The organism is Geodermatophilus sp. DSM 45219, from assembly GCF_900104025.1.
Taxonomy (GTDB): Bacteria; Actinomycetota; Actinomycetes; order Mycobacteriales; family Geodermatophilaceae; genus Geodermatophilus.
The window spans coordinates 332065-345388 of record NZ_FNIQ01000006.1 but is presented as its reverse complement, the minus strand read 5'-3'; the positions used below and the strand labels follow the sequence as shown (position 1 = coordinate 345388).

16 protein-coding genes are annotated in these 13324 nt (G+C 75.4%); 9 read left to right on the top strand and 7 right to left on the bottom strand.

Going from position 1 to position 13324, the window contains the following annotated elements:
- Window positions 1-113: 113 nt before the first annotated feature.
- From BLR12_RS20005 to BLR12_RS19990, 4 genes are read right to left on the bottom strand one after another with little or no spacing between them, the layout of a single operon-like run.
- Window positions 114-440, bottom strand: coding sequence for a TraR/DksA family transcriptional regulator (locus BLR12_RS20005; RefSeq protein ID WP_091381816.1), 327 nt, complete (start codon window positions 438-440; stop codon window positions 114-116).
- Window positions 437-1057, bottom strand: coding sequence for a class I SAM-dependent methyltransferase (locus BLR12_RS20000; RefSeq protein WP_091381814.1), 621 nt, complete (start codon window positions 1055-1057; stop codon window positions 437-439). The genes BLR12_RS20005 and BLR12_RS20000 overlap by 4 nt, the downstream gene beginning before the upstream one ends.
- 14 nt (window positions 1058-1071) lie before the next feature.
- On the bottom strand, window positions 1072-2358 hold the full coding sequence (locus BLR12_RS19995; protein WP_091381812.1) for a YibE/F family protein: 1287 nt from the start codon (window positions 2356-2358) through the stop codon (window positions 1072-1074).
- 50 nt (window positions 2359-2408) lie between these two features.
- Window positions 2409-2831 (bottom strand): STAS domain-containing protein, encoded by a 423-nt coding sequence (locus BLR12_RS19990; RefSeq protein ID WP_091381811.1) that lies wholly within the window; start codon window positions 2829-2831, stop codon window positions 2409-2411.
- Between the two features lie 70 nt (window positions 2832-2901).
- On the opposite strand from BLR12_RS19990, the gene BLR12_RS19985 reads away from it, so the two are divergent.
- The 8 genes from BLR12_RS19985 to BLR12_RS19950 all read left to right on the top strand — a co-directional run bounded on the left by BLR12_RS19985 (window position 2902) and on the right by BLR12_RS19950 (window position 9153).
- Window positions 2902-3792: an oxidoreductase gene (locus tag BLR12_RS19985; protein ID WP_091381809.1), complete on the top strand. Its 891-nt coding sequence runs from the start codon at window positions 2902-2904 to the stop codon at window positions 3790-3792.
- Between the two features lie 129 nt (window positions 3793-3921).
- Window positions 3922-4419 carry an Hsp20/alpha crystallin family protein gene (locus tag BLR12_RS19980; protein ID WP_091381807.1) on the top strand — a complete coding sequence of 166 codons (498 nt, stop codon included), beginning with the start codon at window positions 3922-3924 and terminating at the stop codon, window positions 4417-4419.
- 74 nt (window positions 4420-4493) lie between these two features.
- Window positions 4494-4868: a helix-turn-helix domain-containing protein gene (locus BLR12_RS19975; RefSeq protein WP_091381805.1), complete on the top strand. Its 375-nt coding sequence runs from the start codon at window positions 4494-4496 to the stop codon at window positions 4866-4868.
- 50 nt (window positions 4869-4918) lie between these two features.
- Window positions 4919-5221 carry a metal-sensitive transcriptional regulator gene (locus BLR12_RS19970; protein WP_091381803.1) on the top strand — a complete coding sequence of 101 codons (303 nt, stop codon included), beginning with the start codon at window positions 4919-4921 and terminating at the stop codon, window positions 5219-5221.
- A 47-nt stretch (window positions 5222-5268) separates the two neighbouring features.
- The gene (locus tag BLR12_RS19965) at window positions 5269-5478 is read left to right on the top strand and encodes a heavy-metal-associated domain-containing protein (protein ID WP_091381801.1); all 210 of its coding nucleotides are present in this window, start codon (window positions 5269-5271) and stop codon (window positions 5476-5478) included.
- Between the two features lies 1 nt (window position 5479).
- Window positions 5480-6355: a hypothetical protein gene (locus BLR12_RS19960; RefSeq protein ID WP_091381800.1), complete on the top strand. Its 876-nt coding sequence runs from the start codon at window positions 5480-5482 to the stop codon at window positions 6353-6355.
- A 12-nt stretch (window positions 6356-6367) separates the two neighbouring features.
- On the top strand, window positions 6368-8665 hold the full coding sequence (locus BLR12_RS19955) for a heavy metal translocating P-type ATPase (RefSeq protein ID WP_091381798.1): 2298 nt from the start codon (window positions 6368-6370) through the stop codon (window positions 8663-8665).
- A 95-nt stretch (window positions 8666-8760) separates the two neighbouring features.
- Window positions 8761-9153 carry a hypothetical protein gene (locus tag BLR12_RS19950; RefSeq protein ID WP_091381796.1) on the top strand — a complete coding sequence of 131 codons (393 nt, stop codon included), beginning with the start codon at window positions 8761-8763 and terminating at the stop codon, window positions 9151-9153.
- Window positions 9154-9159: 6 nt separating this feature from the next.
- Here BLR12_RS19950 and BLR12_RS19945 read toward each other — a convergent pair whose 3' ends face one another.
- Genes BLR12_RS19945 through BLR12_RS19935 form a run of 3 tightly spaced genes read right to left on the bottom strand, consistent with a single transcriptional unit; the run spans window position 9160 to window position 11653 of the window.
- Window positions 9160-10266: an epoxide hydrolase family protein gene (locus tag BLR12_RS19945; RefSeq protein WP_176832608.1), complete on the bottom strand. Its 1107-nt coding sequence runs from the start codon at window positions 10264-10266 to the stop codon at window positions 9160-9162.
- Window positions 10267-10317: 51 nt separating this feature from the next.
- Window positions 10318-11265: a M56 family metallopeptidase gene (locus BLR12_RS19940; RefSeq protein WP_091381794.1), complete on the bottom strand. Its 948-nt coding sequence runs from the start codon at window positions 11263-11265 to the stop codon at window positions 10318-10320.
- Window positions 11266-11284: 19 nt separating this feature from the next.
- Window positions 11285-11653 (bottom strand): BlaI/MecI/CopY family transcriptional regulator, encoded by a 369-nt coding sequence (locus BLR12_RS19935; RefSeq protein WP_091381791.1) that lies wholly within the window; start codon window positions 11651-11653, stop codon window positions 11285-11287.
- Between the two features lie 114 nt (window positions 11654-11767).
- On the opposite strand from BLR12_RS19935, the gene BLR12_RS19930 reads away from it, so the two are divergent.
- A complete protein-coding gene (locus tag BLR12_RS19930; protein WP_091381789.1) occupies window positions 11768-13321 on the top strand; it encodes a cytochrome ubiquinol oxidase subunit I in 1554 nt (517 codons plus the stop codon).
- Window positions 13322-13324 lie beyond the last annotated feature (3 nt).

Sequence of the window (13324 nt, the reverse complement as noted above, 5' to 3'; positions counted from 1 at the left end):
CGCTCCGCCGACGGTGTGCGCGGATGCGCAGTTCCTCGGCCGAGAACCACGCTCCAGCGCACATCGTCGGGCCCGGGACGACGACGCGAGCACGTCCCGCCGAGCCGAGGTCGTCAGCGGGCGCAGTCGATGCAGGTGCGCGCGGCGGGGCGGGCGGCCAGGCGCTCGGGGGCGATCGGCCGGCCGCAGGTCTCGCAGACGCCGTAGCCACCGGCCGCCCGCCGCTCCAGCGCCGCCTCGACGTCGGCCAGCCGCCGGCGCGCCGAGTCCAGCAGCGCGGCGACCTGCTGCCGTTCGAAGGCGATGGTCGCGCCCTCCGGGTCGTGCTCGTCGTCGGCGTTGGACTGCCTGGATGCGTCGACGACCTGGTCGAACTCGCGGGTGAGCGCCGCGATCTGGGCCACCGCCGCGGCCCGCTCGGCGGACAGTGGGTCCGTCACCGGACCCGGCGCAGCAGCCGCAGCGACCCGGTGCCCGGCAGCTCGGTGAAGTCGCCCGAGGCGAGCACCCGCCGGTAGACGCCGTAGGGCGCCTGCCCGCCGTCGGCCGGGTCGGGGAAGACGTCGTGGATGGCCAGCGTGCCGCCGACGGCCAGCCTGGCCACCCAGGCGTCCTGGTCGCGGCGCGCGGACTCCTCGGTGTGGCTGCCGTCGAGGAACAGCAGCGCGAGCGGCGTCGTCCACAGCGGGGCGAGGACCTCGGAGCGGGCCACGACGGCGATGACGATGTCCTCGGCGCGGGCGTCGGCGATGGTCCGGCGGAACCGCGGCAGGGTGTCGACCAGCCCGACGGCGGGGTCGACCAGCGACGGGTCGTGGTACTCCCAGCCGGGCTGGTGCTCCTCCGACCCGCGGTGGTGGTCGACGGTGACCACCTGCCGGCCGGTCTCCCGGGCGGCCGCGGCCAGGTAGAGCGCGGACCTCCCCATCCAGCTGCCCACCTCGAGCAGCGGCCCGGGGACGGCGACGGTGCGGGCGGCCTCGTAGAGCGCCGTCCCCTCGTCGTCGGGCATGAAGCCGGGGGCGGCGCGGGCGGCGGTCAGCAGGTCCGGGGGCACGCCACCAGCCTGGCTCACCGGGCGAACCGGGCCCGCAGGGCGGTCACCCGCCGCTCGGTGGCCGTGCCGGCCGCGGTGCCGGCGGCCTTGGCGAAGAAGGCGCCGGCCGCGGTCGTCACGGGGACGGCGAGGACCAGCGCGATGGAGCCGACCAGCGTCCGGATCACCTCCTCGGCGAGCGCGGAGCTGGTCAGGACGACGTCCCACGGCTGGGCGTAGACCTCGAAGAGCGTGAGCAGCGGCAGCGAGGCCCCGGCGTAGGCGAAGACGATCGTGTAGACCGTCGAGGCGATGTGGTCCCGGCCCACGACCATGCCGCGGCGGTAGAGGTCCCGCCAGGTCATCCCCGGGTCGACCTCGTGCAGCTGCCAGATCGCCGAGGCCTGGGTGATCGTCACGTCGTTGAGCACGCCGAGCCCGGCCACGACGACACCGGCGAGCACGATGCCGGAGAAGTCGATGCCCGGGTCGAACCCGTTGAGCGTGTTGGTCTCCTCGCTGGTCAGCCCGGTGAGCCGCGCGGTGGACACCGCGACGGCACCGAGGACGGCGACCAGCGCCAGCCCGAACAGCGTGCCGACCAGCGCCGTCGTCGTCCGCGCGGAGAACCCGTGCGCCAGGTACAGGACGACGAACATGATCGCCGAGGACCCCACCAGGCTGACCATCGTGGGCGAGGAGTCACCGAGCAGCCCCGGCAGCAGGAACTGCAGCATCACGGTGAACGCGAACGCCAGCCCGACGAGGGCGGCCAGCCCGCGCAGCCGGGCCACCGCGACCACGACGACGGCGAAGGCCACGGTGAGCGCGACGATCGGCACGTCGCGGTCGTAGTCGAAGAAGGCGTACTGCCCCTCCCCCTCCACCGCGGGGTCCCGGGTGAGCACCAGGACGTCGCCCTCCTCGATCCCGGCGGCGTAGACCTCCGCCGGGAGCTGGAGCTCCCGGAACTCGCCGGCGCCGTCCCCGTCGAGCACCTCCACGACGACGTTCGCGCAGGTCAGCGGCTGTGCCGGCACCCCCCCGCCGCCGGGCAGCGAGCAGTCGATCGGCTCCACCACCGAGACCCGCCCCTCCGGGTAGGTGGTGCCCGGCGGCAGGTAGAGCTCGGCGGCCTGCTCGGCGCGGGTCGGCTCGTCGCCGGGCCACAGCACCACCAGCCCGACGACCGTGGCCAGACCGACCGGGACCAGGAGCAGCAGCATCAGCCAGACCGCGCGCCGGCGGCGGGTGAGGACCTCCGGGCTCGGCGGCGGCGCGTCCGGGTCAGGACCGTGGCTGTGGGGATGGCTCGGCGGCACCCGGCCAGGCTAGGAGTTCACCCCGGCCGCGCCGCCCGCGACACCAGCACTCAGCCGCCACCCTCCCGGTCGACGCGGTCGTCCACCACGGCCGGCTGCCCCTCGACCGTGAAGCGCAGCCACAGCCCGGACAGCTGCAGCGGCCGGGCGACCACCGGCGGCGGGGCCACCAGCACGACCTCCACGCCGCGCGGCCGGCCGAGCTTCTCCAGCTGCACCAGCACCGCCACGCCGGCGGAGTTGAGGTAGGTGACCCCGCGCAGGTCCAGCCGCACCCGGCGGAGCTCGGGCCGGCTCAGCAACAGGTCGGTCATCGTCCGGACCAGCGGGCGGCGGGCACCCTCGGTGAACTCGCCGCCGACGGTCAGAGTGGGGACGTCGGCCTCCAGGTCGGTGGTGACCTCCGGCTCCACGTCGCCGTGCCGCTGCTGCTCCGGTTCCCCCTGCGGGCGGGGGTCGCTGGTCTCGTCCACGGGCGTCTCCTGCCCCGGCGGGCCCCGGCTCACGCGCGGGCCTCCGCGCCGCGCGCCTACGTTCGGTGGCATGACCTCGACCTGGAGCACCGCGGACATCCCCTCGCAGGCCGGCCGCACCGTCGTGGTGACCGGCGCCAACAGCGGGCTGGGCCTGGCCACCACCCGGGCGCTGGCGCAGGCCGGCGCGCGCGTCGTCATGGCCGTGCGCGACCCCGCCCGGAGCGAGCGGGCGGCCGCCACCGTCCCGGGGGACGTCGAGGTGCGGCGGCTGGACCTGGCCGACCTGGCGTCGGTGCGGGCCTTCGCGGCCGGCTGGAGCGGCGACCTCGACGTCCTGGTGGCCAACGCCGGGATCATGATGGTGCCGGCCGGGGTGACCGCGGACGGGTTCGAGCGGCAGTTCGGCACCAACCACCTCGGCCACTTCGCGCTCACCGCGCTGCTGCTGCCGCACGTCACCGACCGGGTGGTGACGCTGTCGTCCTCGATGCACCGGGCCGGGCGGATCGACCTCGACGACCTGAACTGGCGGCGCCGGCCCTACTCGCCGACCGGCGCCTACGCGCAGTCGAAGCTGGCCAACCTGCTGTTCACCCTGGAGCTGCAGCGCCGGCTGACCGCGGCCGGGTCGCCGGTGCGCTCGCTGGCCGCCCACCCCGGCTGGGCGGCGACCGAGCTGCAGGGCCGGACCGGCAACCCGCTCACCGACCGGGCGATGCGGCTGGGCAACGCGCTGGTCGCGCAGTCGGCCGAGCAGGGCGCGCTGCCCACGCTGGCCGCGGCCGTCCTGGACCTGCCCGGGGGCAGCTACCTGGGCCCCCGCGGCCTCGGTGAGTGGCGCGGGGCGCCCACGCTGGTCGGCCGCACGCCCGCCGCGAGCGACCCCGACCTCGCCCGCCGGCTGTGGACCGCGTCGGCCGAGCTGACCGGGGTCGACCTGCCGGTGCCGGCCGCCTGACGAGCTGGGAACATCTCTACGCGGTGGATGTTTACTGGGGTGCGTGCACGAGGTAATCTCTAGTTGCCACTAGAGGTTCACCTCGGGCAGCGGACACACCAGCAGCTACACAGGAGGTTGACGAGAGCCATGGCCATGCTGACCGCCTACGACCCGTTCGCCGCCACGAACGCCGCCTTCCGGGCCCTGGACCAGCTGACCGGCCGGGGCGGCGGGCTGACCGCCCGACCGCTGTCGGGCATGCCGATGGACGCCTACCGCGTCGGCGACAACTTCGTCGCCCACTTCGACCTGCCCGGCGTCGACCCCGGCTCGATCGACCTGCAGGTCGAGGGCACCACGCTGACCGTCACCGCGGAGCGCTCGGTGCCGCACCTGGAGAACGCCGAGTGGGCGATCGCCGAGCGGCCCTACGGCAGCTACACCCGGCAGCTGGTGCTCGGCCGGAGCCTGGACACCGACCGGCTCGAGGCGCACTACCACGACGGCGTGCTGACGGTGAGCATCCCGGTCGCCGAGAAGGCGAAGGCCCGAAAGATCACGGTCAGCCGGGCCGACACGCCCTCCGCCGTGGAGGGGCGGACCATCGAGGGCGAGTCGTCCGAGCGCAAGTCCGTCGAGAGCTGATCGGCGGCAACCCACCGGGGGCCGGGTCCGCACGGACCCGGCCCCCGCGCCATCTGGAGACCCGGAGGACCGCCATGAGCACGCCCGGCTCCCGGGACGAGGACCCGGTCGGCCGGCTCGACGACCCGGACTACCCCGCGCTGACCATGAGCCAGGCCGCGGCGCTGCTCGGTGTCCAGGCGGCCTTCCTGCGCAGCCTGGACACCGCCGGCGTCCTCCAGCCGCACCGCTCCCCCGGTGGCCACCGCCGCTACTCCCGCCACCAGCTGACCCTCGCCGCCCGACTGCGCGCGCTGCTCGACGAGGGGCACACCCTCGCGTCGGCCGAGGTGATCCTCGGGCTGCAGGACGAACTGGCCGACGCCCGGGCCGACGGCGAGCGGCTGCAGGCCACCGTCGACCGGCTGCGCGGCCGGGGTGACGACCGACACCTGCACGACATGCCCTAGGGGGGTATGGTTCTCCTCGAGCGCCCGCCGGGGCGCCGGGAGGACCCACCGTGGAGCACACCGCATCCGGACAGCACGGCTACATCCAGCGCAAGGACGACTACCTCAAGCGGCTACGCCGCATCGAGGGGCAGGCCCGCGGCCTGCAGCGGATGGTCGAGGACGAGAAGTACTGCATCGACATCCTCACCCAGGTCTCGGCGATGACGAAGGCGCTGCAGTCGGTCGCCCTCGGCCTGGTCGAGGAGCACCTGTCGCACTGCGTCGTCCAGGCCGCGCAGGCCGGCGGCCGCGAGGCCGACGAGAAGGTCCGCGAGGCCTCCGAGGCGATCGCCCGCCTCGTCCGGTCCTGAGCCGCGCCTCCACTCCCGCCCGACCCAACCGCTGAGAGGAACCCCCTGTGAGCACCGCCAGCTACACCGTCGTGGGCATGACCTGCGGGCACTGCGTGAACGCCGTGACCGAGGAGGTCGGCACCGTCCCCGGGGTCACCGCCGTGGACGTCGACCTGGCCAGCGGCGGCCTGACCGTCACCAGCAGCGAGCCGGTCGACGAGGGCGCCGTTCGCGCCGCGGTCGAGGAGGCCGGCTACTCGGTCACGGGTGACTGAGATGAGGACCCCGGTGCGGCTCGCGGTCGTCGCCGCCGGCCTCGGTGCCGTCTTCGCCGGCGCCGTGGGTGTCGGCGCGGCGGTCGGCCCGATCGGTGCCCCGGAGGCGCACACCAGCGCCCCCGCGGCCCAGGTCGCGGCCGGGGCCGAGGCCGAGGCCGGGTACGTCCTCGACGTCCTCGACGAGCGGCCGGCCCCGGGGACGGCGACGGTCGCCTTCCGGGTGCTCGGCGCCGACGGCGCCCCGGTGACCGCGTACACCGAGGACCACGGCGAGGACCTGCACCTGGTCGCGGTCCGCAGCGACCTGGCCGGCTACCAGCACGTGCACCCGGAGATGGCGGCCGACGGCACCTGGACGGCGCCGCTCACGCTCACCCCGGGCAGCTGGCGGCTGGTCGTCGACACCACGCCCGCCGCCGGCGGGGACCTCGCGCTGACCGGCGACCTGCAGGTGGCCGGCCCGTACGACCCCCAGCCGCTGCCCGGGCCGTCCACGGTCGCCGAGGTCGACGGCTACACCGTCGTGCTGACCGGCGACCTGACCCCCGGCGCGGCATCCGGGCTGACGTTCAGCGTCAGCCGGGACGGCGTCCCGGTGACCGACCTGCAGCCGTACCTCGGCGCGTACGGCCACCTGGTGGCGCTGCGCGAGGGGGACCTGGAGTACCTGCACGTGCACCCCGTCGAGGACGACTCCGTCGCCCCGGCCCCGGGCCCGCACATGGAGTTCGCCGCGACCGCGCCGTCCGCCGGCAGCTACCGGCTGTTCCTGGACTTCCGGCACGGCGACGCCGTGCACACCGCCGCCTTCACCGTCCCCGCGACGGGTGGGGCGGCACCCGACGAGCCGGCCGGCCACGGGCACGGCGGCTGAGGAGACGCAGCAATGAGCACCCCCGACGTCCGGACCGGTGAGGTCGAGCTCGTCATCGGCGGCATGACCTGCGCGTCCTGCGCGGCGCGCGTCGAGAAGAAGCTGAACCGGATGGACGGCGTGACCGCGACGGTCAACTACGCCACCGAGAAGGCGCGGGTCAGCTACGGCGGGGACGTCACGCCCGACGACCTGATCGCCACCGTCGAGCGGACCGGCTACACCGCCGCGCTCCCGGAGCCGCCCGCGCCGGACGCGGAGCCGGCCGACGACGACCCCACGCGGCCGCTGCGGCAGCGGCTGGTCGTCTCCACGCTGCTCACCGTGCCGGTGGTCGCGATGGCGATGGTCCCGGCGCTGCAGTTCACCTACTGGCAGTGGCTCTCGCTCACCCTCGCCGCGCCGGTCGTGGTGTGGGGCGGGCTGCCGTTCCACCGCGCCGCCTGGACCAACCTGCGGCACGGCGCGGCCACCATGGACACCTTGGTCTCCCTCGGCACCGGTGCGGCGTTCCTCTGGTCGCTGTACGCGCTGTTCCTCGGCACCGCCGGCGAGCCGGGCATGACGCACCCGTTCGAGCTGACCATCGCCCGCACCGACGGCAGCGCGAACGTCTACCTCGAGGCCGCGGCCGGCGTCACCACGTTCCTGCTGGCCGGCAGGTACGTCGAGGCCCGCTCCAAGCGGCGGGCCGGCGCGGCGCTGCGGGCGCTGCTGGAACTCGGCGCCAAGGAGGTCGCGGTGCTGCGCGGCGGCGTCGAGACCCGGGTGCCCGTCGAGCGGCTCGCCGTGGGCGAGGAGTTCGTCGTCCGCCCCGGGGAGAAGATCGCCGCGGACGGCGTGGTGACCGAGGGCGCCTCGGCCGTCGACGCCTCGATGCTCACCGGCGAGTCGGTGCCGGTCGAGGTCGGTCCCGGGGACGCCGTCGTCGGCGCCACCGTCAACGCCGGCGGCCGGCTCGTCGTGCGGGCCACCCGGGTCGGGACCGACACCCAGCTGGCGCAGATGGCCCGACTGGTCGAGGAGGCGCAGAACGGCAAGGCCGAGGTGCAGCGGCTGGCCGACCGGATCTCCGGCGTCTTCGTGCCGATCGTGCTGGCGCTCGCGGTCGCGACGCTCGGCTTCTGGATCGGCGCGGGCGCCGGCCTGCCGGCGGCCTTCACCGCCGCGGTCGCCGTGCTGATCATCGCCTGCCCGTGCGCGCTGGGGCTGGCCACGCCGACCGCGCTGATGGTCGGCACCGGCCGCGGCGCCCAGCTCGGCATCCTGATCAAGGGCCCCGAGGTGCTGGAGTCCACCCGCGCCGTCGACACCGTGGTGCTGGACAAGACCGGCACGGTCACCACCGGCCGGATGACCCTGGCCGACGTCGTCCCCGCACCCGGTGAGGACGCCGACCGGGTGCTGGCGCTGGCCGGCGCGCTGGAGCACGGTTCCGAGCACCCGCTCGCGCGGGCCGTGGCCGAGGCGGCCGCCGTGCGCACCGGCCCGCTGCGGCCGGTCACCGGCTTCGCCAACGAGGCCGGGCTCGGCGTGCGCGGCGTCGTCGACGGGACGGCCGTGCTCGTCGGGCGGGCCGGACTGCTGGCGCGCGAGGGCGTGACCGTGCCGGCCGGGGTGCAGCGCGCGCAGGCCGACGCCGAGGCCGCCGGGCGGACCGCCGTCCTGGTCGCGTGGGACGGCGCCGTCCGCGGGGTGCTGGCCGTCGCCGACGCGGTCAAGGAGACCTCGGCCGAGGCGGTCCGCCAGCTGCGGGACCTCGGCCTGCACCCGGTGCTGCTGACCGGCGACAACGCGACCGTGGCCCGCGCCGTGGCCGCCGAGGTCGGCATCGACGAGGTGGTCGCCGAGGTGCTGCCCCAGGAGAAGGTGGACGCCGTCCGCCGGCTGCAGGCCGGGGGGCGGGTCGTGGCCATGGTCGGCGACGGGGTGAACGACGCCGCGGCGCTGGCGCAGGCCGACCTCGGGCTGGCCATGGGCACCGGCACCGACGTGGCGATCCAGGCCTCCGACCTCACGCTGGTGCGCGGTGACCTGCGGGCCGCGGCCGACGCGATCCGGCTGGCCCGGCGCACCCTGGCGGTCATCAAGGGCAACCTGTTCTGGGCGTTCGCCTACAACGTCGCGGCGATCCCGCTGGCGATGGCCGGGCTGCTCAACCCGATGATCGCCGGCGCGGCGATGGCGTTCAGCTCGGTGTTCGTGGTGACCAACAGCCTGCGGCTGCGCCGGTTCGCCCCGCTGCCGGGCAACGCGGATGCGACCACCGCCGTCCCCTCGGGCCGCCGCGCCGCCGTCCCGGCCGCCTGACCCGGATCCCCTCCCGAGGAGGTCGTGCTCTGCCCACACTGGTGGGCAGAGCACGACACCTGACCCGGACCACGTCGGAGGAGGGCGCGACGGCCATGACTGCGGACGACAGGCGCCGCCGGCTCACCCGTCTCCTCGGCGGAGCCGGAGTCCTCTGGGGGCTCACCCTGCTCTCCGCGCCGAGGCGGGTCGTCGACGCCCTCTGCCCCGAGCTCCCCGCATCCCGGCGCTGGGCGGTGCCGCTGCTGGGTGCCCGGCTGGTGGTCCAGCACGCCGCCGTCCTGGCCGTGCCGACGCCGAGCGTCGTCCGCGTCGGCTCGGCGGTGGACCTGCTGCACGCGGCGAGCATGGCGCCGCTGGTGCGCTCGCCCCGCTACCGGCGGGCGGCGGTCATCAGCGGCGCGGTCGCTGCGGGGTACGCGGTCCTGGCACCGGCCGTCGCCCCACGGCAGGAGCCCGGGCAGGGCGACGCCGCTGACCCCGCCTGACCCCGCTCACCGCGCGACGGCGCGGACGAACCGGCGGAGCTCCTCGACGAGCAGGTCCGGGACCTCCATCGCCGCGAAGTGCCCGCCGCGCGGGAACTCGGTCCACGACACCAGGTCCACCGCCTCCTCCACCGTCGCGCGGGGCGGCCGGAACAGGTCGTGCGGCAGCACCGCGACGCCGGTCGGCACGTCCCGCGACCACCCGGGCGCGGGCGCGTGCGCGCGCTCCCAGTACAGCTGCGCCGACGACGGCCCGGTGCGGGTGAACCAGTAGACGGCGACGTTGGTCAGCAGCTGGTCCTCGTCGATCTCGCTCGCCGGGTCGGTCCACTCGGCGAAGCGCTCGGCGATCCAGGCCAGCAGCCCGGCCGGCGAGTCGGTCAGCGCGGGCGCCAGCGAGAGCGGGCGGGTGCCCTGCACCTTGGCGTAGCCGGAGAGCTCGCGGGCGTAGTGGGCCGCCTTCTCGGCCGCGGCCGGGTCGCCGTCCATCGCCGGTCCCGGCGTCATCGTCACGTGCAGGCCGGCGACGTGCGCCGCGTCGGCCGCGGCGAGATCGCGCCCGACGTGGGAGCCCCAGTCGCCGCCGTGGACGACGTAGCGGTCGTACCCGAGCCGGGCGACGAGCTCGGCGACCGCGCGGGCCATCCGGGCCGGCGTCCACCCGCCGTCCGGCGTGGGGCCGGAGAAGCCGTAGCCGGGCAGCGACGGGACGACGAGGTGCACCGCGTCGGCCGGGTCGCCGCCGTGCGCCGCGGGGTCGCTCAGCGGCCCGAGCACCCGGAGGAACTCGACCACCGACCCGGGCCAGCCGTGCAGCAGCACCAGTGGGACGGCGTCCGGCTCCGGGGAGCGCACGTGCAGCGCGTGCACCCGGGTGCCGTCGACCGTCGTGACCACCTGCGGCCAGGCGTTGAGCGCGGCCTCCTGCGCCCGCCAGTCCCAGGCCGTCGTCCACCGTCCGACCAGCGCCCGGACCCGGTCGGTCGGGATGCCGCGCTCACCGGCGAGGTCCTGGGCGACCGGCCAGCGGGTGCGCCGCAGCCGGTCGGTGAGGTCGTCGACGTCCTCCTGCGGCACGTCGACGCGGAACGGGGTCACGACGGTCTCGGCCACGCACGGAGCCTGCCCCACCGCCGACCGGGCCGCCCGGCGCTCGAACTGCCTTTATCGCGATAAAGGCAGTTCTAGCGCGGGGAGCAGCAGCAGCGCGGTGGGGACCAGGAGCAGCAGGCCGGCCGACAGCAGCGCGGCTCCCCGCGTCCAGCCCGGCAGGGGGGACGGCGGCTCGAGCAGCCGCACCACCCGGGAGGCGACCGCACTGCCGGTGACCGCGAGCGCCCCCGACGGCACGCCCGCTCCCCCGGCGCCGCCGGCCGCGACGACGATCGCCTGGGCCAGCGCCCGCCGGGGCGCCGGGCCGGGCAGCGAGCCCAGCGCCACGTCGTCGGCGCGCATCTCCACCAGCGCGCGCACGGCGGCGTGCGCGCGGGCGGCGGCCGGCAGCACCGGGAGCGCGGCCTCCCACGCCACGAACGGCAGCAGGTACAGGTGGTGGTGCTCGCGCAGGTGCGCCCGCTCGTGCGCCACGACGGCGGCCAGCTGGGCGTCGTCGAGCTCGGCGACCATGCCGGAGGACAGCACCAGCAGCGGTCGCGCGCCGGGGATGCAGAAGGCCACCGGGGCGGGGTGCTCGAGCAGCCGGGCGTCGGGCAGCGAGGCCGGCTGGACGACGAGCTCCAGCAGCGCGCGGTGCCGGCGGCGGGCGCGGGCGGTGCGCACCCACGACAGCAGCAGGACGCCGACCAGCTCGGTGGCGAGCACGCCGGCGAGGGTCAGGGTGACCCAGTGGTCGCCGCGGACCGGCGCCTCGGCGGGCTGCCGGGTGAGCACCGACCAGGCGGCCTCGGGCAGCGAGTGGCCCCACGGCGCGAGGCCGTGCACCAGCAGCGCGCCGATGATCGACAGCCCGCCGGCCAGGCCGATCGCCTGCCAGCAGACCAGGGCGACGAGCGGGTCGCGGCGCGGCCAGCGGGCGCGGGCCAGCAGCGCCGGCACCGGCCACGCCAGCAGCGCGGCCAGCACGGCGAGGGCGGCCGCGGTGGCGGGCAGCATCAGGCGGCGGGCGGCGAGGTCAGCCGGGAACGCCGTCCGGCCCGGTCGCGCGGGCCAGCAGCTCGCGCAGCAGCCGGGCCTCGTCGGGGTCGACGCCGCCGACGAAGCGGGCCAGCACCGCCTGCCGGTCGCCGGCCTGGCCGAGCACCTCGTGCATCAGCTCGGCGGCGTGGTCCTCGCGGGTGCCGCGGGCGCGGAAGCGCCGCGGCCGGGCGTCGTCGTGGACGACGAAGCCCTTCTGCTCCAGCCGGCTCAGCACGGTGTGCACGGTGGTCAGCGCCAGCCCCCGGTCGGCCAGCCCGTCGCGCAGCTCGGTGGCGGCGAGCGGGCCGCCGGCCGACCACAGCCGGTCCATCACCGCGCGCTCCAGTTCTCCCAGCGAGGCCACCGCTCCTCCTGTCCCCGGGATCACACCGGACTTTTCTACGTCGTGTAGAAGTTGTCCTTCTACGAGGCGTAGAAAGAATGCGTCGATGGTACGACGACCGGAGAGGGGCCCGCCGTGGACGTCCTGGACCTCGACGTGTTGGACATCGCGCGCTGGCAGTTCGGCATCACGACCGTCTACCACTTCCTGATGGTCCCGCTGACCATCGGGCTGGGGCTCCTGGTCGCGGTCATGCAGACGATGTGGGTGCGCACGGGCTCGCCCGAGTGGCTGCGGATGACCCGCTTCTGGGGCCGCGTCTACCTGATCAACTTCGTCCTCGGCGTGGCCACCGGGCTGGTGCAGGAGTTCCAGTTCGGCCTGGCGTGGAGCGAGTACTCGCGCTTCGTCGGCGACGTCTTCGGCTCGCTGCTGGCCCTGGAGGCGCTGCTGGCCTTCTTCCTCGAGTCGACCTTCCTGGGCCTGTGGATCTTCGGCTGGGGCCGCATCCCCAAGAAGCTGCACCTGGCCGCGCTGTGGGCGGCGGTCGTCGGCTCGATCGTGAGCGCCTACTTCATCATCGCGGCCAACTCCTGGATGCAGCACCCGGTCGGGGTCGAGGTGGACGACGCCACCGGACGCCCGGTGCAGGTCGACTTCCTCGCCGTCCTGACCAACAACACCGCGCTGGCCGCCTTCAGCCACGCCGTCGTCGCCGCGCTCATGGTCGCCGGCGCCCTGCTGGTCGGGATCGGCCTGTGGCACCTGCGCCGGCGGGAGCTGGCGGGTCGGCCGGAGGACGTCGACCACGGCGTGTGGCGCCGCTCGGTGCGCCTGGGCGGCTGGGTGTCGCTGGCCGCCTTCGTCCTCGTCGCCCTCACCGGCGACTGGCAGGGCAAGCTCATGTACGCCCAGCAGCCGCTGAAGATGAGCTCGGCCGAGGCGCTGTGCGAGACCGAGGCGCCGGCCCCGTTCTCCGTCTTCGCCTGGAGCAAGCTGGGGTCCAACGAGTGCGACGACGTCCACTCGATCACCGTCCCCGGGCTGGTGTCCTTCCTCGCCCACGGCGACTTCTCCAGCGCCGTCCCGGGTGTCAACCAGCTGCAGGAGGAGTACGCCGCGGTCTACGGCGAGACCTACCCCGACGACCCGTCGCGGTTCGGCGCGCTCGCCGGCGAGGAGGTCGACTACACGCCCCTGCTGGCGGTCAGCTACTGGAGCTTCCGGCTCATGATCGGCATGGGCGCGGTCTCCGCCGGCGTCGCCGCCTACGTGCTGTGGGCCACCCGGAAGGGCCGGGTGCCGACCTCGCGGATCGGCGTGTACGGCTCGCTGCTCGCCGTCGCCGCGCCGTTCGTGGCCAACGCGACCGGGTGGGTCTTCACCGAGATGGGCCGCCAGCCCTTCGTCGTGTACCCGAACCCCGACGTCCCGGTGGACGAGCAGACCTGGTTCTTCACCGCGCAGGCCGTCTCGCCCGGCGTCACCGCCGCCGAGGTCTGGACGTCGCTGTCGCTGCTGACCCTCGTCTACGGAGCGCTGGCCGTCGTCGAGCTGTGGCTGATCACCCGGTTCGTGCGCCGCGGCGTCACCACCGGGGACGGCGCCCCGACCCCGGGCCACACACCCGAGGGCACGCCGGAGTCCCGTGACGAGGACGACGACGACGTCCTGTCCTTCGCGTACTGAGGA

Bases quoted from the DNA above. Each gene is read 5' to 3' on its own strand.
- BLR12_RS19985 (WP_091381809.1), top strand. From the start codon at position 2,902: ATGACCTCGACCTGGAGCACCGCGGACATCCCCTCGCAGGCCGGCCGC.
- BLR12_RS19980 (WP_091381807.1), top strand. From the start codon at position 3,922: ATGGCCATGCTGACCGCCTACGACCCGTTCGCCGCCACGAACGCCGCC.
- BLR12_RS19975 (WP_091381805.1), top strand. From the start codon at position 4,494: ATGAGCACGCCCGGCTCCCGGGACGAGGACCCGGTCGGCCGGCTCGAC.
- BLR12_RS19960 (WP_091381800.1), top strand. From the start codon at position 5,480: ATGAGGACCCCGGTGCGGCTCGCGGTCGTCGCCGCCGGCCTCGGTGCC.
- BLR12_RS19955 (WP_091381798.1), top strand. From the start codon at position 6,368: ATGAGCACCCCCGACGTCCGGACCGGTGAGGTCGAGCTCGTCATCGGC.
- BLR12_RS19950 (WP_091381796.1), top strand. From the start codon at position 8,761: ATGACTGCGGACGACAGGCGCCGCCGGCTCACCCGTCTCCTCGGCGGA.
- BLR12_RS19940 (WP_091381794.1), bottom strand. From the start codon at position 11,265: ATGCTGCCCGCCACCGCGGCCGCCCTCGCCGTGCTGGCCGCGCTGCTG.